At 59.3% G+C, this 23,598-nt stretch carries 18 protein-coding genes; 13 read left to right on the top strand and 5 right to left on the bottom strand.

Features of this window, described 5'->3' with window-relative positions; translation table 11 throughout:
- Nucleotides 1–87 precede the first annotated feature (87 nt).
- The 5 genes from TRM7557_RS18600 (at nt 88) to TRM7557_RS18580 (ending at nt 7,775) form a co-directional block, all read left to right on the top strand.
- On the top strand, nt 88–900 hold the full coding sequence (locus tag TRM7557_RS18600; protein WP_058291728.1) for a helix-turn-helix transcriptional regulator: 813 nt from the start codon (nt 88–90) through the stop codon (nt 898–900).
- 354 nt (nt 901–1,254) lie between these two features.
- Nucleotides 1,255–2,922 carry an ABC transporter substrate-binding protein gene (locus TRM7557_RS18595; RefSeq protein ID WP_058291727.1) on the top strand — a complete coding sequence of 556 codons (1,668 nt, stop codon included), beginning with the start codon at nt 1,255–1,257 and terminating at the stop codon, nt 2,920–2,922.
- Between the two features lie 158 nt (nt 2,923–3,080).
- A complete protein-coding gene (locus TRM7557_RS18590; protein WP_058291726.1) occupies nt 3,081–4,133 on the top strand; it encodes an ABC transporter permease in 1,053 nt (350 codons plus the stop codon).
- Nucleotides 4,134–4,148: 15 nt separating this feature from the next.
- A complete protein-coding gene (locus tag TRM7557_RS18585; protein WP_058291725.1) occupies nt 4,149–5,585 on the top strand; it encodes an ABC transporter permease in 1,437 nt (478 codons plus the stop codon).
- A gap of 102 nt (nt 5,586–5,687) precedes the next feature.
- Nucleotides 5,688–7,775: a dipeptide ABC transporter ATP-binding protein gene (locus tag TRM7557_RS18580; RefSeq protein WP_058291724.1), complete on the top strand. Its 2,088-nt coding sequence runs from the start codon at nt 5,688–5,690 to the stop codon at nt 7,773–7,775.
- A gap of 215 nt (nt 7,776–7,990) precedes the next feature.
- Here the strand turns inward: TRM7557_RS18580 and TRM7557_RS18575 are convergent, their stop codons facing one another.
- The 3 genes from TRM7557_RS18575 to TRM7557_RS18565 all read right to left on the bottom strand — a co-directional run bounded on the left by TRM7557_RS18575 (nt 7,991) and on the right by TRM7557_RS18565 (nt 10,703).
- On the bottom strand, nt 7,991–9,430 hold the full coding sequence (locus tag TRM7557_RS18575) for a tetratricopeptide repeat-containing sulfotransferase family protein (RefSeq protein ID WP_058291723.1): 1,440 nt from the start codon (nt 9,428–9,430) through the stop codon (nt 7,991–7,993).
- Between the two features lie 174 nt (nt 9,431–9,604).
- Nucleotides 9,605–9,973 carry a hypothetical protein gene (locus TRM7557_RS18570; protein ID WP_074941936.1) on the bottom strand — a complete coding sequence of 123 codons (369 nt, stop codon included), beginning with the start codon at nt 9,971–9,973 and terminating at the stop codon, nt 9,605–9,607.
- Between the two features lie 115 nt (nt 9,974–10,088).
- The gene (locus TRM7557_RS18565) at nt 10,089–10,703 is read right to left on the bottom strand and encodes a lytic transglycosylase domain-containing protein (protein ID WP_082626662.1); all 615 of its coding nucleotides are present in this window, start codon (nt 10,701–10,703) and stop codon (nt 10,089–10,091) included.
- Nucleotides 10,704–10,971: 268 nt separating this feature from the next.
- Between TRM7557_RS18565 and ssb the strand changes: the two genes are divergently transcribed.
- Both ssb and TRM7557_RS18555 read left to right on the top strand, forming a co-directional pair.
- Nucleotides 10,972–11,514: a single-stranded DNA-binding protein gene (gene ssb, locus TRM7557_RS18560; protein ID WP_058291721.1), complete on the top strand. Its 543-nt coding sequence runs from the start codon at nt 10,972–10,974 to the stop codon at nt 11,512–11,514.
- A 241-nt stretch (nt 11,515–11,755) separates the two neighbouring features.
- The gene (locus TRM7557_RS18555) at nt 11,756–13,894 is read left to right on the top strand and encodes a methyl-accepting chemotaxis protein (RefSeq protein ID WP_058291720.1); all 2,139 of its coding nucleotides are present in this window, start codon (nt 11,756–11,758) and stop codon (nt 13,892–13,894) included.
- A gap of 78 nt (nt 13,895–13,972) precedes the next feature.
- On the opposite strand, the gene aroB is transcribed toward TRM7557_RS18555, so the two are convergent.
- Nucleotides 13,973–15,079, bottom strand: a complete 1,107-nt coding sequence (gene aroB, locus TRM7557_RS18550; RefSeq protein ID WP_058291719.1) for a 3-dehydroquinate synthase — start codon at nt 15,077–15,079, stop codon at nt 13,973–13,975.
- The gene (locus TRM7557_RS18545) at nt 15,079–15,714 is read right to left on the bottom strand and encodes a shikimate kinase (RefSeq protein ID WP_074941935.1); all 636 of its coding nucleotides are present in this window, start codon (nt 15,712–15,714) and stop codon (nt 15,079–15,081) included. The genes aroB and TRM7557_RS18545 overlap by 1 nt, the downstream gene beginning before the upstream one ends.
- 82 nt (nt 15,715–15,796) lie before the next feature.
- On the opposite strand from TRM7557_RS18545, the gene TRM7557_RS20130 reads away from it, so the two are divergent.
- The 6 genes from TRM7557_RS20130 (at nt 15,797) to TRM7557_RS18520 (ending at nt 23,593) form a co-directional block, all read left to right on the top strand.
- A complete protein-coding gene (locus tag TRM7557_RS20130) occupies nt 15,797–15,946 on the top strand; it encodes a hypothetical protein (protein ID WP_165592485.1) in 150 nt (49 codons plus the stop codon).
- A gap of 136 nt (nt 15,947–16,082) precedes the next feature.
- Entirely contained in the window at nt 16,083–17,549 is a 1,467-nt protein-coding gene (locus tag TRM7557_RS18540) for a hypothetical protein (RefSeq protein WP_058291896.1), read from the top strand.
- A gap of 1 nt (nt 17,550) precedes the next feature.
- Nucleotides 17,551–18,513 carry a site-specific tyrosine recombinase XerD gene (locus TRM7557_RS18535; RefSeq protein ID WP_058291718.1) on the top strand — a complete coding sequence of 321 codons (963 nt, stop codon included), beginning with the start codon at nt 17,551–17,553 and terminating at the stop codon, nt 18,511–18,513.
- Nucleotides 18,514–18,621: 108 nt separating this feature from the next.
- Nucleotides 18,622–19,932, top strand: coding sequence for an HlyC/CorC family transporter (locus tag TRM7557_RS18530; RefSeq protein ID WP_058291717.1), 1,311 nt, complete (start codon nt 18,622–18,624; stop codon nt 19,930–19,932).
- A 387-nt stretch (nt 19,933–20,319) separates the two neighbouring features.
- Nucleotides 20,320–21,081 carry a substrate-binding periplasmic protein gene (locus TRM7557_RS18525; protein ID WP_082626661.1) on the top strand — a complete coding sequence of 254 codons (762 nt, stop codon included), beginning with the start codon at nt 20,320–20,322 and terminating at the stop codon, nt 21,079–21,081.
- Nucleotides 21,082–21,178: 97 nt separating this feature from the next.
- Complete coding sequence (locus tag TRM7557_RS18520) at nt 21,179–23,593, top strand: GcvT family protein (RefSeq protein WP_058291715.1); 2,415 nt, start codon at nt 21,179–21,181, stop codon at nt 23,591–23,593.
- The last annotated feature ends 5 nt before the right edge of the window (nt 23,594–23,598 follow it).

Genomic DNA, 23,598 nt, shown 5'->3' with positions numbered 1-23,598 from the left:
TACGCCTCGCGAAGGTTAAGGTTTGCGCGAATCAAATTCCTAGAGGCAGTCTGCGGACGTGTTTCCACAAAACCTCTTGTTGTGCCAATGCCATATGATCCGAAGACCACAGAAGTCCTGGACATCGTTCCCGCCCTGAGCCTGATGGCCAAGGGCAGTTGGCAGTTGGAACTTGCACATGCGCGAGACTGCCATCTGGTTTTCTGGATCACCCGCGGCCAAGGACGGGTGCTGCTGGACGGCGCGCAGAAAGGCTTTGGGCCGCACACGGTTCTGCATATTCCCGCACGGCATCTTTTTGCGCTGGAACTTGGGCGTCAATGTATTGGTCAGGTGCTGCGCGTGCCAGAAACCGTGCCCTGCGCGCTGCCTGAAACACCCTGCGCGCTGCGCGTTTCGGACATGCAGGAACAGGCGCAAATAAACGCGCTGTTTGAGGCCGCCCTGCGCGAACAGCAGCGCGGCGATGACCATTCGGATCGGGGCCTGCGCAGCTATACAGACCTGATCGGCATCACCTTGCGCCGACAAATGGATCGCCGTGCCCAAACGACGGACAAAGCCGCCGGCAAGCGGCTGAGCCGCGCATTCTGCCAGCGTCTGGTCACCCTTGAAGCCTGCCAGCAGAACATGGGCGAACACGCCAGCGCGCTGGACGTCACCCCCACCCATCTAACGCGGGTGTGCAAAGCAGAAACCGGAAAAACGGCCGCAACATTGCTGACTGAACGGCAATTGCACGCAGCCCGCAAATTTCTGAGCGCCAGCAACCGCCCCATGCGCGAGATTGCACAGGACCTTGGGTTTGGCAGCCCGGCCTACTTCACGCGCTTCATTTCGCAACACACAGGCACCACCCCAAGCCAGCTGCGCAAAACCTCACAGACGGCAGAAAATTAAGAAAACCAAATCAAGCTTGTTTTTTGGGCAGAAATTCTTGCGTTTTCTGTGTTTTGCAGAGCGAAGCTCGCCTTGTGCGTGCGGTGTCAATGAAATAAATCCGACACTTTCAGGCGAAAATCTGACGCCCTGACGGTATTGTTTTTAAGAATCCCGTCAACGACAGGGTTGATGTCGCAAACAGACCCTCAGGTGGCGAGAGTGCGCATTGACGTACAGGCACAACTATTGCCGAATAGCGGCCACGGCGGTTTGGCCACGAAACAAAAAATCCCGAAAGGCGGACCCTGCGGTTGATCCTTTCGGAAAAAACGTGGCTTATAACCCACAAGGTCAATAATCAGGGAGAAGACGATGTCCACCCAAAAAACTGAAGCTCAGAAACACTGGGCTGCGGAGATGCATGCCGCAGAATACAAAGCAGGCAAGCTGTCCCGTCGCGAATTTCTAACCCGTGCCACTGCCCTTGGCCTGACCGCAACTGCCGCGTACGGCATGATCGGCCTCAGCGCCCCGGCAAAAGCGGACGGGCACGGCCACAAACAAAAAGGCGGCACCGTTCGCGTTCAGATGGAAGTGTTCGGCCTCAAGGATCCGCGCACCTTTGACTGGTCCCAGCTGGGCAACCAAACCCGCGGCACCATGGAATATCTGGTCCAGTACAACAACGACGGCTCTATCACCCCGATGCTGCTGGAAAGCTGGAGCATCAATGACGACGCCACCGAATACACCCTGAACGTCCGCAAAGGCGTAAAGTGGCAGAACGGCGATGACTTCACCGCTGACGATGTTGTGCGCAATATCAAAGGCTGGTGTGACAAAGGCATGGAAGGCAACTCCATGGCCGGTCGTTTCAGCTCTCTTGTTGATCAGGAAACCGGTCAGGCTATCGAAGGCGCAATCACCGCAGCCGACAGCCACACCGTTGTTCTGAAACTGCCGAAGTCCGACATCTCCCTGATCCCGGGCATGGCAGACTACCCCGCGCAGATGGTGCACTCTTCCTTCCAGACCAACGACTTCCTGCAGAACATCGGCACCGGCCCCTACTCTATCGTAGAGCTGGAAGTGGGGTCCAAATGTGTTCTGGAACGTGCGGAGAACCACACCTGGTGGGGCGACGAAGTGTTCGGCGCCGCCGCTCTGGACCGCATTGAATATATCGACTTTGGCACCGATCCGGCCTCTTGGCTTTCCGCTCTGGAATCTGAAGAAGTCGACATGCTGAACGAATCCGTTGGTGAATTCATCGACGTGATGGACAGCCTCGGCTACGCCAAGTCCGAAGTTGTGACCATGGCGACCCTCGTTGTGCGTCCGAACCAGCTGGCAGAAGTTGACGGCAAGAAGCCCTACGCCGACAAACGCGTGCGTCAAGCGATCCAGATGGCCGTCAACAACGAAATCTGCCTCGAGCTTGGCTACAGCAACCGTGGTCAGGTTGCCGAAAACCACCACGTTGGCCCGGCGCACCCGGAGTATGCTGAACTGCCCAAGCAGAAGTATGACCCGGCCGCAGCCAAGGCGCTGATGGAAGAAGCAGGCATGCTCGACTTCGAGCACGAAATCCACTCCATTGACGACGACTGGCGCAAGAACACCACCGACGCCGTTGCAGCCCAGCTGCGCGACGCGGGCTTCAAAGTGAAGCGGACCGTTCTGCCGGGTTCCACCTTCTGGAACGACTGGACCAAATACCCGTTCAGCTCCACCAACTGGAACCCGCGTCCGCTGGGCGTTCAGATCCACGCGCTGGCATATCGTTCCGGCGAAGCTTGGAACGAATTCGGCTGGGAAAACGCTGAATTTGACGCCCTGCTCGACGAAGCACTGGCTATCGCAGACGCAGACAAGCGCCGCGAAGTGATGGCGAAGATGGAAGCCCTCATTCAAGATGAAGGCGTGACCATCCAACCCTATTGGCGTTCGTTGTTCCGCCACATGCGTGACGGCATCGTCGGCGCCGAAATGCACGCGTCCTTCGAGCACCACCAATACGCTTGGGGCTGGAAAGCCTAAGTCGCAAACAAGCAATGATGTGACGCCTCCGCACCACGCGGGGGCGTCATTTATGGGTTTACAATAATAAAATAACAATAATGGCCTGACTTCCGGTGCAAAAAATGCGCCAGCACGTTCACTAACGGCCAGCCGACCGCCAGTCAGCAGAGGACCACATGGGACTTTTCATACTTCGCCGATCAGCTGTGATGCTACTCACAGCTCTATGTCTAACATTCATCGTCTTCGTCTTGACGAACCTCTACCCGAACCTTGAGAAGCTTGCCAAAACGCAAGGCAACTTCCGTATGTCCGATGAGGCCGTCGCAAGCTGGCTCGCCGGCAACGGCTATGCCCAACCAACGCCGGTGAAATACGGCCAATGGCTTGGTGTGCTGCCGGGTTGGACCCTTGAGACCGAAGAAGGCATCAAAGGCCGCTGCATCACCGGTTTTGCAACCGCTGAACAAGCCGCCGAAGCACCGCAGTTCTGTGGTATCCTGCAGGGGGATTGGGGCTACTCCACGCGTTTCAAAAAAGACGTCGGCTCCATCATTGAAACCCGCCTCGGAAACACTGGTTTCCTGATGATGTGGGTTCTGATCCTGATGGTTCCCTCAGCACTGATTATCGGCATCCTTGCGGGGATGCGCGAAGGATCGGTTCTGGACCGTTCTCTGTCCACCGTCTCTATCGCCACCACCGCGACACCGGAATATGTGTCGGGCGTTATCTTCATCGCGATTTTCACCTCTTCGACCGTCGGTCTGAAATGGTTCAAAGGCACCGCGACCTCGGCGATGGAAAACCCGACCTTTGAGAACTTCTTCCTGCCGGTTCTGACCATTGCCCTTTATGGCATGGGCTATATTGCCCGTATGACCCGTGCATCGATGACCGAGGTGATGACCGCACAATACATCCGGACCGCCCGTCTGAAGGGTGTGAGCTTCCCCAACATCGTGATCAAACACGCGCTGCGCAATGCGCTGATCGCCCCGTTCACGGTTATTCTGCTGCAAATTCCATGGCTTCTGAACGGTGTTGTGATTGTTGAATCGCTGTTCAACTACAAAGGCTTCGGCTGGGCGCTCGTGGAAGCTGCCGGCAATAACGACATCGAGCTCCTGCTCGCCATCTCCGTGGTCTCTGTGGTTGTGGTTCTGCTCACCCAGCTGATCTCTGACATTGGCTATGTCTTCCTCAACCCGCGCATTCGCATTTCTTAAGGCAGGAGACCTGACATGGAAGCTTTGACCTGGACTGGGTCCGCCGCCTTTCTTAATCCGATCCTGATGGTGACCGTTGGCCTGCTGGCCATCACCGTTGCCGCATGGGTCGTCACCAGCCTGTTTACCGCAGGTGCCCGCCCCGTGACCGGCGCCGATGGCACCATCACGCTGGCCGGAAACCCCACCGCTATGGTTGGTATGGGCGTTCGCCTGTCCTTCCTGGCCACCGCAGCCGTGCTCTTGGCTTATATCCTTCTGGGTCTGGCCATGGGCACCAATGCCGGCATCATCGGCGGCATGACGCAACAGTTCACCCCGGTGTGGATTGCACTGGTTGCGATGTTTGCCCTGTCGATCGTCTTTAAGCGCAAGCTTGGCCTGTATGGTAAGCTGTTTGACAGCCCCATCGGCATGATCGGCTTTGGCATTGTGATGTTCTGGGTTTTCACCGCGATCTTTGCGGCGATGGACATGATCGCAACCCACGACGCGCTGAGCCAAGTTTCCGGCATGAAGAACAAAGTCCCCGGCACACCGCTTCGCAGCGCTGAGGATGGCGATTATCACTGGTATCTGCTGGGCGGTGACAACCTAGCCCGTGACGTGTTCTCGCGCATGGTCAAAGGTTCGACCGAGGTTCTGAAATACGCGCCGCTGGCAACCCTGTTTGCCTTTATGGTTGGTATCACGCTGGGTCTGCCGGCCGGGTACTACGGTGGCCGTCTGGACACGTTCCTGTCGTTCCTCGCAAACTTGATCCTGGCGTTCCCGGTTATCCTGCTGTTCTACCTGCTGGTCACTCCCGAGATCGTCGACACCGGCCTGCCGCAGTATATGGCTGTTGTGCTGTTCTCCTTCCCGCTGATCTTCTGCGCGGTGCTTCTGCACTCCCGCTTCAAGACACAGCCGTCGAAGAACATGACCTATCTCGCCATCGTACTGGTGCCGCTGTTCCTGCTGTACATGTCGCTGATCAACAGTGCCGACTCCAAGATCGACTTCTGGCCGCTCGACTTCTTCGACATCCCCGGCGGTGTTCTGGTGGTGTTTGTGTCCGTGGTCTTTGTGAACTCGCCCACCGTGTTCCGGATTGTCCGTGGCCTCGCGCTCGACATTAAGACCCGCGACTATGTGGCAGCGGCGCAGACCCGTGGTGAAAGCACCTGGTACATCATGCTTTGGGAAATCCTGCCCAACGTGCGTGGTCCGCTGATCGTCGATTTCTGCCTGCGCATTGGCTACACCATCATCCTGCTCGGCACCCTTGGTTTCTTTGGCCTTGGCCTGCCGCCGGAAAGCCCGGATTGGGGGTCCACGATCAATGATGGCCGTAAACTGCTGTCGATCTACCTGCACCCGGCCCTGCCGCCTGCGTTCGCCCTGATGAGCCTTGTGCTGGGTCTGAACCTGCTGGCTGACGGCCTGCGCGAAGAAAGTCTGAAAGACTAAGCCCCTTCTGGCGGGGGCCACGGCCCCCGCCCCATAATTCACCCCAGAAAAACAGGGGCAGACGCAGAGCCACCGCTCTCCTGCCCTTCCAGGGAGAACAAAATGAGCAAACTTGAAGACTACGATGGCCCGATCCTTGAGATCGACAAGCTGTCCATTTCCTTCTTTACCCGCCTTCGCGAAATCCCCGCTGTGATGGATTTTTCCGTCTCGGTTATGCCCGGCGAGGCCGTGGGCCTTGTGGGCGAGTCCGGCTGCGGTAAATCCACTGTTGCGCTTGGCGTGATGCAGGACCTTGGCAAGAACGGCCGCGTTGTTGGCGGTTCGATCAAGTTCAAAGGCCGCGATCTGGCGGATATGTCCGCCGAAGAGCTGCGGGACGTGCGCGGCAATGAGATCGCGATGATCTATCAGGAGCCGATGGCATCGCTGAACCCGGCGATGAAAATCGGCAAACAGCTGATGGAAGTGCCGATGATCCACGAAGGTGTCTCCTCGGAAGAAGCGTATAAACGCGCGCTTGAGGTGGTCACCGATGTGAAACTGCCCGACCCCAAACGCATGCTGGACAGCTTCCCGCACCAGCTGTCCGGTGGTCAGCAGCAACGGATCGTGATTGCGATGGCGCTGATGTCCAAACCTTCGCTGCTGATCCTCGACGAACCGACCACTGCGCTGGACGTGACCGTTGAGGCCGCCGTGGTCGAGCTGGTCAAAGATCTGGGCAAAAAATACGGCACCTCCATGCTGTTCATTTCGCACAACCTGGGTCTGGTTCTGGAAACCTGTGACCGTCTGTGTGTGATGTATTCCGGTGAGGCGGTAGAGCGCGGCTCGATCAAAGATGTCTTTGACGAAATGCAGCACCCCTATACGCAGGCGCTGTTCCGTTCGATCCCGCTGCCGGGTGCCGACAAGAACGCGCGCCCCCTGCGTGCGATCCCCGGCAACTTCCCCCTGCCCCACGAACGCCCGAACGGCTGTAACTTTGGCCCGCGCTGCGATTACTTCGAGGCCGGCCGCTGTGACGCGCAGGACATTCCAATGGAAGACGTGCCCGGCAATGACCGTCACGCGACCCGTTGTCTGAAGTTCGCGGAAATCGACTGGGACGCGCCGATGGAAGTTGGCGAGCAGAAAGAAAAGAACGAACCGGGCAAGGTCGTTCTGAAAATGGACAACCTCAAAAAATACTATGAGGTTGCGGCCAACGCCCTGTTCGGCGGCGGTGACAAGAAAGTTGTCAAAGCCAACGAGACGCTCAGCTTTGAAGCCCGCGAGTCCGAGACCCTTGCGATTGTAGGGGAATCCGGCTGTGGTAAGTCGACCTTTGCGAAGGTTCTGATGGGTCTGGAGACCGCCACCGACGGTCAGATCCTGCTCGACAACCGCAACATCGAAAAAATTGGCATCAACGACCGGGATGCGGGCACCATTGCCGACGTGCAGATGGTGTTCCAGAACCCGTTCGACACGCTGAACCCCTCGATGACCGTGGGCCGTCAGATCATCCGGGCGCTGGAGATCTTTGACATTGGCAATTCGGACGCAGAGCGCAAACAGCGGATGCTGGAGCTTCTGGATCTGGTGAAACTGCCGCGCGCCTTTGCCGACCGCATGCCGCGTCAGCTGTCCGGTGGTCAGAAACAGCGTGTGGGTATTGCACGCGCCTTTGCTGGTGATGCACGCATTGTGGTGGCCGACGAACCGGTGTCGGCACTTGACGTGTCGGTGCAGGCAGCTGTGACCGATCTGCTGATGGAAATTCAGCGCAACGAGAAGACCACGTTGCTGTTCATCAGTCACGACCTGTCGATCGTGCGTTACCTGTCGGATCGCGTGATGGTCATGTACCTTGGTCACGTGGTGGAACTGGGCGACACCGAACAGGTGTTCTCCCCGCCCTATCACCCCTATACCGAAGCACTTCTGTCCGCGGTGCCGATTGCCGACACCTCGATCGAGAAAGAGCACATCGTTCTCGAAGGCGATATTCCTTCGGCCATGAACCCGCCAACCGGCTGCCCGTTCCAGACGCGCTGCCGCTGGAAGGACAAGGTTGCCGGGGGACTGTGCGAAAAAGAAGTTCCGCCGATCAAAACCCTGGAAGGTGGCCACCAGATCAAATGTCACCTGGGCGATGATGTCATGGAATCGATGACCCCGGTGATCAAGATCGCTGCCGAATAAGCTTTTCCCTCAAAAGGAAAATCGCTTTACACAACACCTCGGCCTGTGGGCCGGGGTGTTTTTCTTTGTCCGGCTGCGCAGTGTCTGCGGCGCTTGTCTTGCCCCTTGCCCAGACCGGCGAAATCGGGACCAAACACAAAAAGGCGCAGGCACCGGCTGGTGCACTGCGCGCTCTGCTCGACCGGTTTCAATTCGGCCTGTTGTTATCGACGAAATCAGGTCTCGGAGATGGCTGCGTCTTTCAGCGATTTCCAAGCGGCTTGCGACGCTTCATCCATCGCAGCGACAACTGGGCCGATCGCCTCTTTGTAGTCTTCCCATTGCCCAACCAGCGCAGGCGACAGCTCTTCCTTGCCGAGGCCGTTTTGCAGCGGCTCCATCGCGGCCAGCATTGGCGGGGTCATGCAGGATGCATCAAAGCCAAGGCCAACCTGTTCCAGCATGGCCGGGATCTGGTTTTCCGGAGTCTGCACCAGCGCCTCAAAAGACTGAACACGCATCTGGTCGCCCATCTTGGTTTTGTAATCGAGCGCAGAGCGCGCCACAAAACCCATCATCTCGGCCAGCGCGCTCGGCTCTGTTGCATAGGCATTGCCGCCGACAAAGACATTGGCGAGGTTTGCCAGAACCGTATCCATGCGGTTGCGGGTCAGGCAGATAAAGCGGGCGTTCGGGAACAGTTTCTGCGCCAGCGCAAATTCGAACACACCCATCGGGCGGGCATCCACCAGTGTCGTGGTGGTCATCTTCTGACCGCCAAGTGCACGTTCGAAGTAGAACTGACGGAAGATTTCGATCTCTTCCTCGGTGAGGGAGTTCATCGCTTCCCAGTGACCGGCCCCGCGATCGGTGCGGGCAAGATGCATGCGCATCGCGCCATATGTCTTTGACAAAGCGCTATTTTCACCGATAGAGGTCACATCCTTATGCGCCGCCAGGATCCGTTCGACCAGCGAACATCCCGCCCCCGGCATGCCGCCGACAAACACCATGTTCAGCTCATCTGCCGCATCGGTGCCCGGTTCGATGGTGACCGGCTTAAAATAGGTTTCCTGCTCTGCGACCATGTCAGCAAAAATCTCGGACACAAAGGTGCCGCCGCTCAGCTTTTTGGACTGGTCAAACATTGCCAGTGCCAGTTCGGGATGGCCTGCGGCGTGGCAGATCTGGCCGAGCGCGTTGAAGATCAGCACCCGCAGCTGCACATCCAGATCGCTGCGACGCCCCAGCGCCTCGAGGCGCGATGCATAGGCGCTTTTGATGCTGAAGGTTTCAATCCCGTTCAGCGCGCAAAGCGCCGGGACAGAGTTCGGTTCGATTTCCAGAACCTTTTCAAACGCCGCGCTTGCGCCTTTCAGGTCGCCAACGGTCTGCAGCATCAGGCCCAGACGCCCCCAGCTGCTGGCTTGATCCGGCCATTTATCGACCGCGTATTTCATCACGTCGATTGCATTCTGCATATCGCGGATGTGAAAGAAGCAATCGGCGCTGCGTTCCAGAAGACCCACTTCAATGGTGGCTTCCTGAACCTGGGGCAGCATTTTTTCAAGGGCATTGGAGTATTCACCGGCAGCGATCATCGCATCCACGTCTTCATAGAATGCTGCGGGAATGCCGCTGGGCTGCTCGAGATTATGGCTGTGTTCTACCTGCATATGTCTCGCCTTTCTGACTAGCTCGAAGCCAGAATTGAGCGAAATTGGTGAACCAGCCCTTAAGAGAACCGCAAAAATATCATCTTTTTCTTCTTAAATGCCAAATCACTGCGCCCGGGCCTATGTGACCCGAGCGCGCGTTCCCGCAGTCCCACCCACTGGAAACCTGTTGTTTTAGCTCATTAATGTGGCCGCAATCGCCACCGCGCTGAGGAAGGAAAATTCCCGCAGGCGCGGCAGTTTGCCAGACATCGCTGCTCCAGCCGCGGTCAGACACATCAGGCAGGCATAAAGCCCAACCGGGCTGAACAGAAGCGCAGCACCGTCCAGACCGCTGGCCATCTGGGACTTCAGCGCAAGGCCCGCACCCAGCCCGCTCAGCACCCCAAGACCAGACACCACAAAGGTCGATTTCAGACCAAGACGCACCACAGGGCGCGCGCCTTGACCTTGCAGAATATGATCCACAAGTGCCGCGCTTGGCCCCTGCTCTGGCGTCCAAGCCAGACGATCCATGCGCTGTGTCATTGTGCTATGTCCCATCACCAGCCCCCGAATTCAGTCCCTACCACGCGGTCAAATTCACCTCTGATTAAGGCAGATTAATGACCGGTTAACGAAGGATTGGGGGCATATGGTTAACGCGGCGGACCCAGCCCTAGCTTCCGAGGATTTTACGGACGTAATTGCGGGTCTCTTTGTAGGGGGGGATACCACCGTATTTGCGCACGGCCTGCGGACCTGCGTTATAGGCCGCAAGCGCCAGACGCCAAGAGCCAAAGGTGCGGTATTGCTGGGCCAGGTATTTTGCCCCGCCGCTCAGGTTTTCTGTGGGCACATGCGGGTTCACGCCAAGGCTCTTTGCGGTTTGCGGCATCAGTTGTGCCAGCCCCAGCGCCCCTTTGTGCGATTTCGCCTGCGGGTTCCAATTGCTCTCTTGCTGGATCAGGCGCAGGAATAGGTCTTCGGGAATACCATATTGGCGCGCCGCCTGCCGGGCGAGGTCCAGATACTGCCCTCTGTAAGTGCCGGCATAGCGCGGCGCGGCTTCGGGCAGGAAGCGTTCCGGGCGCAGACGTTCAGAATCGCGATACTGCGTCGCTGCACGTTTGTCCAAAAAACGGGTTTTCTCAGCAAACAGCTTGCGACTGTTGCCGTTCTGAAAAAGCGGGTCCGCCTGCACTGTCGGCGCCGCAATGGCGCTGCACAGTCCAACGATCCCAAACCGAGCGGCAAGCCCGACCACGGAAAAACGCATCCAAACACACTTCATGAGGCCCCAGGTCCCTCACCCTTCCTCGTCACAATCCACCTCAGTATATAGAAATTTAATCTCTGACGAAAAGCCCCCTAGCGGTCGCGCGTATCCCGCCCTAAAGGAAGGCTGGCAATGACCTGCCTGCCCTTTCCTCAATGCGCTGCGGCGTTTAGGGTGGGCGTCAGGCCGCACGGGATTCGGAGAATGCTCCACCCCAAAGCGGATGCTGGAACTGCCCAGCCAAGACCAGACAACAAGACAAGAGACAAAGGACACCGATCCCATGGCCGGTTCACTGAACAAAGTAATGCTCATCGGCAACCTCGGCCGCGACCCCGAGGTCCGCACCTTCGGCAATGGCGGCAAAGTGTGCAACCTGCGCATTGCAACCTCCGAAACCTGGAAAGACCGCAACACCGGCGAGCGTCGCGAGAAAACCGAATGGCACTCTGTTGCCGTTTTCAGCGAAGGCCTGGTGCGTGTCTGCGAGCAGTTCCTGCGCAAAGGCTCCAAGGTTTACATCGAAGGTCAGCTGCAGACCCGCAAGTGGCAGGACCAGTCCGGTGCCGACCGTTACAGCACCGAAGTTGTGTTGCAGGGCTTTGGCTCCACCCTGACCATGCTGGATGGTCGCGGTGAAGGCGGCGGTGGCGGCGGCTTTGGTGGCGGCCAGGGCGGTGCTGACTATGGCGGTGGCAGCCAAGGTGGCGGCTATGGCGGCGGCAACCAAGGCGGCGGCTATGGTGGTGGCAATCAGGGCGGCGGCTTCGGCGGCGGTCAGGGGGCACCTTCCTCCAATATCGACGACGACGAGATCCCGTTCTAAGGCAAAATTGCCCGCTGTAGAGCGCGAAATTTCCGGGCAATGCGCAAAGCCAGCGCAAGGCCATGAGAAACACATACTCTACCCTAAATTGCCGGGGCGACCGCTTGGTCGCCCCTAATTTATTGTATTATCGGCCAAATTCAGGTGTTTCCCTCAGAAAAACCACCGTAAGGGCAAGAGAAAATTAGTAAGTCTACCCACAAAGTGCTCGGGATTTGCAACGAGTACCGGGTGAGCCAAAATGCTTCAACGTGCCTTCCGAAATACAACGATCCGCAGCAAGGTTCTCTTGCTGGTGGCGATTCCTCTGGCCTTCCTGACCGCAATTGCGGGCTTCCAGATTTACACACTTGCTAAGCGCGCGAGTTTTGACACCGAACTGACCCAGGACGTCATGCTGACGGTTGGCAGTCTGGTACATGAAATTCAGGTCGAGCGCGGCGTGACAGCGGGCTTCCTCGCCTCTGATGCCACAACAATTCCTGACAAGCTGGTAAAGCAGCGCGAAACGGTCGATGCAAAATCCGTCCATATGCTGGAAATCTTCGACCTGATTGACCTTGACGCACTGCATGGCACCTCGATCGAGTTTGTGCAGGCAGCCCATCACGAATTGGAAGCGGTGCATGCGATCCGCGAACAGGTCAATGCACGTGCGATGTCGCCAAATGAGGCCGTTGGGTTCTACACCGCGCTGAACATGCACCTTCTGGAAACGGCGCTGGCGCTGGAAATTCTGATCCCAGACACCGTTCTGGCGGAACGTTCCATGGCGCTGACCTATTTCCAGATGGCAAAAGATGCCTACGGCATCCAGCGCGCGGCGGGGGCCATTGGCTTTACCGAAGGGTGGTCGACGCCGAATATGGTGCGTCTTGCCCTGTCGACCAATCAGGCCAAAGAGCGCCTGCGCGTGTTCCACGAGCTGACCACTGCCGAAAGCTATGCGCTTTATAAAGATCACGTGAAGTCAGATGTTTATCAGGAGTTTCAGACCATCCGCGATGCGGTTCTGAAAGGCGAAAATGTGCCTGTCATGGAGCCAGGCGCGTGGTTCGAGCTGGCAACCAAAAAGATTATCAGCATCAAAAAAGTCGAAGAGAAGATCGTTGCCAACCTCAGCGCTGACTACACCGCGTTTGACATGGCAAACCGCAACGCGCTGTGGACGGCATCTGTCGGCTTTGGTGTGCTGATGCTGGTGATCTTCTACATCTCGGCGCAGCTGATCAAAGACATGGTTGGCGGCCTGCGCAACCTGACCGAAGCGCTGGAAGAAATTGGCCAGAACAAGCTGGACCGCGCTGTGCCCGGTCAGACCCGCAAGGATGAAATCGGCCGTATTGCCCGCGAGGCAGAAACCCTGCGAGGGCATGCGATTGAAAAACGCACAGCGGATCAGGAACTGGCCCAGAACGCTGAAGAGCAAGCCTTTGTGCAAGCGCAAATCGGCACGGGTCTGACCCAGCTGCAAAGCAAAGCGCTGACCTTCCGCATTCATGAACACTTCCCGGAACGCTTCCAGTCCCTGCGTCTCGACTTCAACTCCCTTGCCAACGAACTGGACGGGGCGATGCAGGTGGTACGCGAAACCGGTCTGTCTGTCAGCGAAGGCGCGATGTCGATCTCGGCCAATGTGGGCGATCTGTCCAACCGCACCGAATCTCAGGCCAATGCGTTGGAGCGTTCGACCTCGGCTTTGCGCGAGATCACCGAAAGCGTGCGCTCTTCGGCAAACCACGCGTCAGAGGCCGAAGGGCTGTCGTCGCAGACGCTCAGCGAGGTGGAGCAATGTTCCGAAGTGGTCGTCCAAACCACCAAGGCCATGACCGCGATCGAGACCTCCTCGAAGGAGATTTCCCAGATTGCCAAAGTGATCGAAGAAATCGCCTTCCAGACCAACCTTCTGGCGTTGAACGCTGGTGTGGAAGCCGCCCGTGCTGGTGAAGCAGGCCGTGGTTTCGCCGTGGTCGCAGGCGAAGTGCAGTCGCTGGCGCAGCGGACCTCTGCGGCGGTGGCCCAGATTGACGAGCTGACCAGCCGCAGCGCAGGCGAAGTGAAACGCGGCTCTGAGCTGGCGAACTCTGCAGGCGATGCCATGACCAAGGTTTCCGGTCAGGTGCGCGACGTAAGCGAGCTGATCCAGGGCATTTCGCAGGCTCTGGGCAATCAGTCCGCACAGCTGTCGGACGTCAACAGCGCCGTTGGCGAGATGGAGGGCATGACCCAGCACAATGTGGCAATGGTCGAAGAAACCGCCGCAGCCTCGCAGTCGCTGTATGGTCTGGCAACACAGCTGACCGCGCTAATTGCCGCATTCCAGCTCGGCAGCGACGCTGATGACAAGCTGGAGCAGCACAATTCGGCCTACGCCGCCTAAGGCAAATTTCTGAGCAAAAACAAAAAACACCCGCCGCGGCCCTGCCCGGCGGGTGTTTTGCCATTTATTGATCGGGGCTTAGGCCAGCGCGTCTTCCAGCACGCCCAGAACTTTGTCGCGGGGGACTTCTGCGGTTACAAAGGCTGACCCGATCCCACGGGCGAGGATAAACCGCAGCTGGCCATCCACCACCTTTTTGTCCTGCCCCATCAGCTCCAGCAGGCCGTTGGCGTCCGGAAGATCACCGGGGATGTCTTTGACATCGGTTTTCATGCCCATCGCCTTGAGATGCGCACGCACCCGGCTTGGGTCTTCCTGAGAGCACAGCCCCATGCGCGCAGACAGTTCAAAGGCCAGCGCACAGCCAATGGCCACGCCCTCACCGTGCAGCAGACGATCGCTATAGCCGGTCGCCGCTTCCAGCGCGTGGCAGAAGGTATGACCAAGGTTCAGCAGCGCGCGGTCGCCCTGCTCTGTCTCGTCGCGCACGACGATATCGGCCTTCATCTGCACCGAACGGGTCACGGCCTCTACCCGGGCCTCCATGTCGCCAGCCGCCAGCTTCGGGCCTTGCTCTTCGAGCCAGTCAAAGAACGCCGCGTCCCCCAGCAGGCCGTATTTCACCACCTCGCCATAACCCGCCAGGAAATCCCGGGCGGTGAGCGTGCCCAGCACCTCGGTATCCGCCAGCACCAGCGAGGGCTGGTGAAACGCTCCGATCAGGTTCTTTCCCTGCGGGGCATTGATGCCAGTTTTACCGCCCACGGAACTGTCAACCTGCGCCAGCAACGAGGTCGGGATCTGCACAAACCGCACACCACGACGCAGAACGGATGCGGCAAAGCCCGCAAGGTCCCCAATCACGCCGCCGCCAAAGGCGACAACCACGTCATTGCGTTCGACTTTCTGTTCCAGCAGCCATTCCACCGCGCGGGTGAACTGCGGCCAGCCTTTGGTGCTTTCCCCCGGCGGAAGCGCCAACGCATCCATCTCGATCCCTTCGGCGGCCAAGCCTGCGCGCAGGGTGTCGAGGTGAATCTCTGCCACGGTTTCATCCGTCAGAACCGCCACTTTCTTGCGGCGCAGCAGCGGCGCGATCCGCGCGCCTGCGGTGGCCAGCAATCCGGGGCCGATCACCACATCATAAGCCCGATCATCCAGGGGCACATGCACCACACGTTCCATTACGTCGTCTCCAAAACGTCCGGGCGGGTCGCCAGTGCCTCGAGCACGCGATCCACCATCACTTCGATTGTTGTTTCGCCATCCGAGGGCACTTTGATCTCGGCCTGTTCATAAATCGGCACGCGCGCGGCATAGATCTCGGACAGGGTCTGATAGGGGTCATCGGTCTGCAGCAAAGGCCGGGTGTCGCGCCCTTTCACACGTTTCCACAGCACCCCGAGGTCGGCCTTCAGGCACACAGCCACGCCAGCCTTGGAAATCGCTGCACGGTTGCGTTCGGCCAGAAAGGCGCCGCCGCCCGTGGACAGGATTCCGCATTCTTCTTCCAGAAGACGCGAAATCACCTGATGTTCCTTTTCCCGAAAGAAGGCTTCGCCGTCGCGGGCAAAGATTTCGGGGATGGTCATATTGGCGGCTGTTTCGATCTCGTGATCGCTGTCGAGGAAAGGCACCCCAAGGCGCGCAGCCAAAGCGCGGCCTACAGCGGTTTTTCCTGCCCCCATCATGCCGACCATAACGACGGTTTTCTTCAGGGTTCCCGGAGGGTTACCGCCCTGTTCCAAACCGGCCTCGGAAGGCGCTGCCTGCGCGCGGCTTTCTGCCAAAGCGCCAGTGTCTAGATCTTTTTCGCTCATTCTTCTGTGAATGACGTGATATTGCGGAAAAGGCCATATATAAACGACGAAAAGACAGAAAGAAGCAGGCAGGACACAACCCATGGCGCGTTTGGTCAAATACTTGGTCTATCTCATCGTTCTCGGGGCGATCGGGCTTGTCGGCTATGCCTATGTCGGCCCGTGGTTCGGCGCGGATTTCTCCGCCCCCACCGCCGAGATGCGCAAGCCTCTGGTGCTCAATGCGGACTAGCCCTTTGGGCCGGCGCAGGCTGGCGGGGTTTGGCCGGGCGACGACCGGCGCTGCCGTGCTGGGCTGTGCCCTTGGCGCTGTCCCGGTCGGCGTCGATGCCCAGCCAGCGGAGCAACCGCAGCCTGTGGACCAACCGATGAGCGCGATCGAGTGGCTGAAAGAGCCTGCTGCGCCCGCGAATGTGATCCCACCAACCGTCTTGCTGGAACCTCCGGTGACTGAAAACGGCCAGGGGCCGTCGGTCACTGTCACGCCCCTGGAACAGCAACTGCCACCGCTGGGACTTGTGTCCAGCGCAGTCACCGGTCTGCCGATTGACCTGTGGCAGAACAGCCCGCCGGATCTGCTTGCCACGCGGTTGCGCCAGACACCTGCGCGGGGGCTGCCCGCGATGCAGTCGCTGCTGCTGACCCTCCTGCTGACAGACGCACGCCCCGCGCCGCAGGCCGGTGACAAGATCCTGCTGGCCCGTCTTGACCGGCTGATGGACATTGGCGCTGTGGACCCAGCCCTGGCGCTGGTTCAGGAGGCGGGCCCCGGCAAGACTCCGGAGCGGTTTAAACGTTGGTTCGAGGCCACTTTGCTAACCGGAGAGGAAAGCCGCAGCTGCGCCATGCTGACCGCCCGGCCCTATCTGGACCGGGATTATCGGGCGCGTATTTACTGTGCGGTACGCCGGGGCGACTGGCCCACGGCGTCGCTGATCTTGGAGAGTGGTCTGGCCCTTGGTGTTTTTGACGACACCGAACGGGAGCTTCTGGACCGGTTTGTCAATCCAGAATTCTATGAGGACGAAGCAACCCGTCTGCCGCCGCCACAGCGCCCGGACCCGCTGGCACTGCGGCTTTATGAGGCCATTGGCGAACCGCACCCCACAACCGCCCTGCCCCGTGCCTATGCCCATGCGGACCTGCGCGATATTGCGGGATGGAAAGCCCAGCTGGAGGCCGCCGAACGGCTGACCCGCAGCGGAGCCATGAACCCGAATTTGTTGCTGGGTTTGTTTACGCAACGCCGCCCTGCGGCGTCTGGTGGCATCTGGGATCGTGTCGCAGCCGTGCAGGCGCTGGACAGCGCCCTGCGCAATACTGCGGCCAGTGGCAAGACGGACCCTGTGGCCCGCGCCCTGCCCGCCCTGTGGACCGCCGCGCGCGATGCCGGGCTGGAGCTGGCAATGGCGGATCTTTTTGCCCCAGCTCTTGCCAAACTGCCGCTGACCGGAGACGCGGCACTTCTGTCCTGGAAACTGCAATTGCTGTCCGCAGGGTATGAGGTTGCCCGCGCGCCCGAGGGCGCAAAAGATGGGGCTTTCCTCAGCGCAGTTGCGCAAGGTGTTCCCGATGCCGATCAAGCCCCCTCTCAGCAAGCCGCTGCCATTGCTCGCGGATTTTCCGACGCTGTAGAATTGCCGATGGCGCAGGGGCTGCTGCTGTCGGAGAACCGACTGGGTGAGGCCATCCTGATCACCATGGAGAGCTTTGCGCATGGTTCCGAAGGCAATCTGTCGGCGCTGACACAATCCATTGCCGCCCTGCGCCTGATCGGGCTCGAGGACACGGCGCGCCGTGCCGCCCTTCAGCTCTTGCTGCTCGAGGACCGCTGAGATGGCGCATCCCCCCGCCACAACCGACCTGTGGATTTCCACCTTTCTCGAAGCGCAAGCCGCAGAGCTTGGCGCCGCACAGAATACGCTTTTGGCTTATGGGCGCGACCTGAAAGACGCGGCGCAATGGGCCACCCATCGGGGGCTCGATTTTGCGGCGGCCACTCGCGATGATCTGGAAAGCTACTTGATTTCCTGTGATGCCGAAGGGCTCAGCCGGGCGACCCGCGCGCGCAGACTGTCGGCGCTCAAACAGCTGTATCGGTTTGCCTTTGAAGAGGGCTGGCGCACGGACAATCCGGCAATGCAGATCAAGGGACCGGGCCGGGCCAAATCCCTACCCAAAACGCTCAGTGAAGAAGACGTGGACCGGTTGCTTGCGGCGGCGCGCGAAACCGGGCGCAATGCTGGGGACCGGCTGCGCAATGCCTGCCTGATCGAGCTTCTCTATGCCACAGGGATGCGGGTGAGCGAGCTGGTTTCGTTGCCGGTTTCCGCCACACGCGGTGATCCACGCATGCTGATGGTCATGGGCAAGGGCAGCAAGGAACGTATGGTGCCCCTGTCGCCCCCCGCCCGCGCGGCGCTGTCGGATTGGCTTGTCCATCGGGACGACGTCGAAGAAAAGCGCGAAGCCAAAGGCGACAGACCCTCGAAATTTCTGTTTCCCTCGCATGGCAAGTCGGGCCATCTGACCCGCAACCGCTTCTTTCTTCTGGTCAAGGATTTTGCCGCGACAGCAGGGATTTCCCCCGCACAGGTGTCGCCCCATACGCTGCGCCATGCCTTTGCCACGCATCTGCTGGCCAATGGCGCCGATCTGCGCAGCATCCAGACCCTGTTGGGCCATGCGGATATTGCCACCACCGAAATCTATACCCATGTGCTGGAAACCCGGCTTGCGGAACTGGTGCATCAGCACCACCCGCTGGCAAAGGGTGCGGGCGACGAAGACCCACAGTAAAGCGCTTCAATCGCAGGGTCTTTTGAGCGCGCGCTCTTGATTGGAGGGGCGCTGCCCCCCATAACCAAAGCAACCATTTTCCTGAACAGAACTTAAGACGGACACTTCATGGACACGACCGCAAATGTGTTGGACAGCGCTTTCTGGCTTACCGCTGGGGGCATCGGGCTTCTTTTGGTGCTGTCGGGGTTCTTTTCCGGGTCTGAAACCGCATTGACTGCCGCCTCCCGCGGGAAGCTGCGCAGCCAGGCCGACAAAGGCTCGCGCGGGGCCGTGCGGGCCCTCAAGGTAACCGAAGACAGCGAACGGCTGATTGGCTCGGTGCTGTTGGGCAATAACCTGGTGAACATTCTTGCAGCCTCGCTTGCCACATCCCTGTTCACCCGCGCCTTTGGCGAAAGCGGCGTGGCGCTGGCGACGCTGGTGATGACCCTTTTGGTTCTGGTCTTTGCCGAGGTCCTGCCAAAGACCTATGCGATCTCCAACGCGGAAAAAGCCGCCGCCGCTGTGGCCCCGATCATTGGGTTTCTGGTCACCGTGCTGGCGCCGGTTGTTTCTGCCGTGCGGTTCTTTGTGCGCCTTGTGCTGCGCATCTTTGGTGTGCAGATCGACCCCGACAGCCATATTATGGCGGTCCGTGAAGAAATCGCCGGTGCGCTGCAGATCGGCCATTCGGAAGGGGTGGTCGAAAAAGAAGACCGCGACCGAATCCTTGGCGCGCTGGATCTGGCGGAACGCTTCGTCGAAGAGATCATGCTGCACCGTTCGAATATCGAGATGATTGACGCCAATGGCGATCCGCAAGCGATCGTCGAACAATGTCTGACCTCGCCGCACACCCGCTTGCCCGTCTACCGCGATGAGCCGGAAAACATCATTGGTGTGGTCCACGCCAAGAACCTGCTGCGCCATATCTATGCGGCCATCGGCGGTGCCGAAGGTGACGCCAGCGCGTTGAAAGAGTTCAATATCACCGAGGTCTGCCAACCGCCCTATTTCATCCCGGAAACCACCACGCTGGATGATCAGATGCGCCAGTTCCTGCGCCAGCGCAGTCATTTTGCCTTGGTGGTAGATGAATACGGCGCGCTGCAGGGGCTGATCACGCTCGAGGATATTCTGGAAGAAATCGTTGGCGAAATCACCGACGAGTTTGACCCCGCAGAGCAGACCTTTGCCAAGAAACAGCCGGACGGCAACTATCTGGTCGAAGGCGCCACGACCATCCGGGATCTCAACCGCGCGATGGAGTGGAACCTGCCCGACGAAGAGGCCAATACCGTGGCCGGTCTGGTGATCCACGAGGCGCAGATGATCCCGACCACAGGTCAGGTGTTTTCCTTCCACGGCTTCCGGTTCGAAGTCACCACCCGCGAAGGCAACCGCATTACGGGTCTGCGTATTCGACCGCTGGATTAACCTGATCGCGCCGCGCAACCGAACAGTTTGGCGGTCCTTCTGGGGCCGCCGTTTCGCGTCTTTCCAACCGGTCAGCGCGGGCGCGCCCCGCAGAGATTGGGTCTTTTGGCATCTTGCCTGTGACAGTGGGTCGGCCGAGGACGGCTTGGCCGCACGTCCTGTGGTGGACGCCCAATCTTAAGGCTTCTCTTCTTGGTGTTTTGCTGCCGTTTCGCAACGCCCAGCATCGCATGGCCGGAAACCGACAAAAATACCTCCAGAATAACCGCAGCACCCTCCAAAAACGTAGGAAGGAAGAAGTTAATTATTGACGCGAGGGGGGACGGTTCGCCACATTGTAAGTTGACTAACTTGTGGTGACACTTGAATTTTTCGCGCCGAAATTTCATGTTTTCAGCTGGTGCGCTTTGCATTGGCACATCGGCTTTTGCCGATACTGAGGCGCTTCCGTCACTTTGCTCTGACCTCAGCGGCCCCTTACCGTTTCCGCCACAAACCCTTGTGTTTTCCCGCACGCGCGGCGCCCTATTGGGCTGCATCACGGAAGACGTCCTGAGCGAGGTTTATAGGCGCCTCGACCTTCCCGTGCGATTTGTTGAAACCCCCGGTCTTCGGTCGCTGCAATTGTCGAGCATGGGCCATTTCGCAGGTGAGACATTGCGAATTTCCGGCCTGACGCGAAAATATCCCGATCTGCTGCAGGTGGACCCGCCTGTCGCCTATATGAAATCGGCAGCTTTTGTACGTCGCAACAGCTGGGTTCGCATCGAGAAACCCGACGACCTGCATCGCTATACCATCGCCTATCTGGACGGCATCGTTTCTGCGAAACGACTGGGGCAATACGCACGCAAAGCGATGCCAATGCCCACCCGCGCCCATGCGCTCAGGGCTTTGGAAAACGGCGATGTCGACGCGGTCATCATGGGGCAGATTTCGGGCCAGATTGCCAGCCAAAGGGGGGGATTTCGCAATATCTCGCCCGAACCGGTCGTGCTGCAAACCACCAGCGTGCATCACTATATTCATCGCAAACACGCACATCTCATTCCCCGTGTGAGCGCCGAGCTTGCGGCACTCAAAGCGTCCGGTGAAGCAAACGCGCTGTTCATGTCCCGCGCCAAGGAGCTGATCCACCTCGGCAGCTGACAACACACGTCGCCTGGGATGTCGCTTTTGGGATGGACCGCCTGCCGCGCGTCCCGCAAGAAGAGAGCAAAGATCCAAAAATTCCAGGAGGTCCCCCATGAAAACCACCACCCGTGTGGTCGTGATCGGCGGCGGCGTTGTCGGCTGCTCTGTGCTTTACCACCTGACCAAGCTTGGCTGGTCCGATGTCATGCTGCTGGAACGCTCTGAACTGACGTCAGGGTCCACATGGCACGCAGCCGGGGGCTTTCACACCCTCAATGGCGACACCAATATGGCAGCACTTCAGGGCTATACCATCAAGCTCTATAAGGAACTGGAAGAGATCACCGGCATGTCCTGTGGCCTGCACCATGTGGGCGGCGTGACCCTTGCAGAGACCCAAGAGCGGTTCGACATGCTGAAAGCGGAGCGCGCCAAGCACCGCTTTATGGGGCTTGAGACCGAAATCGTCGGCCCGGAAGAGATCAAGAAAATCGCCCCCGTCACCAATATCGACGGCATTATTGGCGCGCTTTATGATCCGCTGGATGGTCACCTTGACCCCTCTGGCACAACGCATGCCTATGCCAAGGCCGCGCGGATGGGCGGCGCAACCATTGAAACGCACACCAAGGTGATCGAGACCAACCAGCGCCCCGACGGCACCTGGGATGTGGTCACCGACAAGGGCAGCATCCACACTGAACATGTGGTCAACGCAGGTGGTCTCTGGGCGCGCGAAGTGGGCGCGATGGCGGGGATTTACTTCCCCCTGCACCCGATGGAGCACCAATACATTGTCACCGATGAGGTGCCCCTGATCCAGGAAATGATGTCCCAAGGCATCGAGCACCCGCATGTGATGGATCCGGCCGGCGAAAGCTACCTGCGTCAGGAAGGCAAAGGCCTGTGCATCGGTTTCTACGAACAGCCCTGCCGCCCCTGGGCCGTCGATGGCACGCCGTGGGACTTTGGTCACGAATTGCTGCCCGATGATTTTGACAAGATCGAAGACAGTATTGAATTCGCCTATAAACGCTTCCCCGCGCTGGCGGAAAGCGGCGTGAAATCCGTGATCCACGGCCCCTTCACCTTTGCCCCGGATGGCAACCCGCTGGTGGGCCCGGTGCCGGGCGTACGGAACTATTGGTCGGCTTGCGCGGTGATGGCAGGCTTCTCCCAAGGGGGCGGCGTGGGCCTGATGCTGGCGCAATGGATGGTCGAAGGGGAATGCGAACGCGACACCTCAGCTATGGATGTGGCGCGCTATGGCGACTGGATCACACCGGGCTACACCCGCCCCAAGGTGATCGAAAACTACCAAAAACGCTTCTCCATCGCTTACCCGAACGAGGAACTCCCCGCCGCGCGTCCCTTCCGCACCACGCCGATGTACGACATCTTTGACAGCATGGGCGCGGTCTGGGGCCATCAGTATGGGCTGGAGGTCGCCAACTATTTCGCGGAAGGCGACGAACCCCGGTTTGAAACCCCGTCCTTCCGCCGCTCCAACGCCTTTGACGCCACCGCGCGCGAGGTCAAAGCCGTGCGCGAAGCCGTTGGCATCAACGAGACCCACAACTTTGGCAAATACCGCCTGAAAGGCGCAGGCGCGCGGGCGTGGCTGGATCGGGTCATGGCAGGCCGCATTCCGAAACCGGGCCGCCTGAGCCTCACCCCGATGCTGTCGCCCAAGGGCCGCCTGATCGGCGATTTCACCATTTCCTGTCTGGCCGAAGATGACTTCCAGCTGACCGCCTCTTACGGCGCGCAAGCCTACCATATGCGCTGGTTCCTGCAGCATCTGGACGAAGGCCTCAGCCTCGAGAATGTCTCGGATCAGGTCAACGGCTTCCAGATCGCAGGCCCCAAAGCGCGCGAGGTGCTGGCAGCGGTGACCCGCGATCCGGTGGACCTGAAATTCATGGACGTGCGCCGCATGACCATTGGCATGGTCGACTGTATTGTTCAGCGCGTCAGCTACACCGGTGATCTGGGCTATGAGATCTACTGCGACCTGCCCAGCCAGCGCGCCCTTTGGGACGCACTTTGGGCGGAGGGACAAAAACACGGCATGAAGCCTTTTGGCATGCGCGCGATGATGAGCTTGCGTCTGGACAAGTTCTTTGGCTCCTGGCTGTCGGAGTTCTCGCCCGATTATACTGCGGCGGAGACGGGTCTGGACCGGTTTATCTCTTTCAAGAAAGAGGTTGATTTCATTGGCCGTTCCGCAGCCGAAGCCGAACGGGACGCAGGCACCGCCCGCAAGCTCTGCGCCTTTGAGGTCGAAGCTGATGATGCCGATGTCGTCGCCTATGAGCCGATCTGGCTCGACGGCGCGGTCGTGGGCTTCTGCACCTCTGGCGGCTACAGCCACTATGCCCAGAAATCCATCGCCCAGGGGTTTGTGCCCGCAGACCGCGCGGTCGCGGGCCTTGAGGTTGAGATCGAGATCCTGGGCAAACTGCACAAGGCCCGCCTGATCACCACGCCGCTGTTTGATGCAGATGGCGCACGGATGCGCGGCTAAACCAA

Origin of the sequence: Tritonibacter multivorans, from assembly GCF_001458415.1 — a bacterium.
GTDB lineage: Bacteria > Pseudomonadota > Alphaproteobacteria > Rhodobacterales > Rhodobacteraceae > Epibacterium > Epibacterium multivorans.
The sequence above is the reverse complement of the archived record's forward strand: the minus strand, read 5'-3'. Positions and strand labels throughout refer to the sequence as shown.

What these genes read in the sequence shown, in the direction of transcription:
- TRM7557_RS18600 (WP_058291728.1), top strand. Translation starts at nt 88, where the DNA reads ATGCCATATGATCCGAAGACCACAGAAGTCCTGGACATCGTTCCCGCC.
- TRM7557_RS18595 (WP_058291727.1), top strand. Translation starts at nt 1,255, where the DNA reads ATGTCCACCCAAAAAACTGAAGCTCAGAAACACTGGGCTGCGGAGATG.
- TRM7557_RS18590 (WP_058291726.1), top strand. Translation starts at nt 3,081, where the DNA reads ATGGGACTTTTCATACTTCGCCGATCAGCTGTGATGCTACTCACAGCT.
- TRM7557_RS18585 (WP_058291725.1), top strand. Translation starts at nt 4,149, where the DNA reads ATGGAAGCTTTGACCTGGACTGGGTCCGCCGCCTTTCTTAATCCGATC.
- TRM7557_RS18580 (WP_058291724.1), top strand. Translation starts at nt 5,688, where the DNA reads ATGAGCAAACTTGAAGACTACGATGGCCCGATCCTTGAGATCGACAAG.
- TRM7557_RS18575 (WP_058291723.1), bottom strand. Translation starts at nt 9,430, where the DNA reads ATGCAGGTAGAACACAGCCATAATCTCGAGCAGCCCAGCGGCATTCCC.
- TRM7557_RS18570 (WP_074941936.1), bottom strand. Translation starts at nt 9,973, where the DNA reads ATGGGACATAGCACAATGACACAGCGCATGGATCGTCTGGCTTGGACG.
- TRM7557_RS18565 (WP_082626662.1), bottom strand. Translation starts at nt 10,703, where the DNA reads ATGAAGTGTGTTTGGATGCGTTTTTCCGTGGTCGGGCTTGCCGCTCGG.
- ssb (WP_058291721.1), top strand. Translation starts at nt 10,972, where the DNA reads ATGGCCGGTTCACTGAACAAAGTAATGCTCATCGGCAACCTCGGCCGC.
- TRM7557_RS18555 (WP_058291720.1), top strand. Translation starts at nt 11,756, where the DNA reads ATGCTTCAACGTGCCTTCCGAAATACAACGATCCGCAGCAAGGTTCTC.
- aroB (WP_058291719.1), bottom strand. Translation starts at nt 15,079, where the DNA reads ATGGAACGTGTGGTGCATGTGCCCCTGGATGATCGGGCTTATGATGTG.
- TRM7557_RS18545 (WP_074941935.1), bottom strand. Translation starts at nt 15,714, where the DNA reads ATGAGCGAAAAAGATCTAGACACTGGCGCTTTGGCAGAAAGCCGCGCG.
- TRM7557_RS20130 (WP_165592485.1), top strand. Translation starts at nt 15,797, where the DNA reads ATGGCGCGTTTGGTCAAATACTTGGTCTATCTCATCGTTCTCGGGGCG.
- TRM7557_RS18540 (WP_058291896.1), top strand. Translation starts at nt 16,083, where the DNA reads ATGAGCGCGATCGAGTGGCTGAAAGAGCCTGCTGCGCCCGCGAATGTG.
- TRM7557_RS18535 (WP_058291718.1), top strand. Translation starts at nt 17,551, where the DNA reads ATGGCGCATCCCCCCGCCACAACCGACCTGTGGATTTCCACCTTTCTC.
- TRM7557_RS18530 (WP_058291717.1), top strand. Translation starts at nt 18,622, where the DNA reads ATGGACACGACCGCAAATGTGTTGGACAGCGCTTTCTGGCTTACCGCT.
- TRM7557_RS18525 (WP_082626661.1), top strand. Translation starts at nt 20,320, where the DNA reads ATGTTTTCAGCTGGTGCGCTTTGCATTGGCACATCGGCTTTTGCCGAT.
- TRM7557_RS18520 (WP_058291715.1), top strand. Translation starts at nt 21,179, where the DNA reads ATGAAAACCACCACCCGTGTGGTCGTGATCGGCGGCGGCGTTGTCGGC.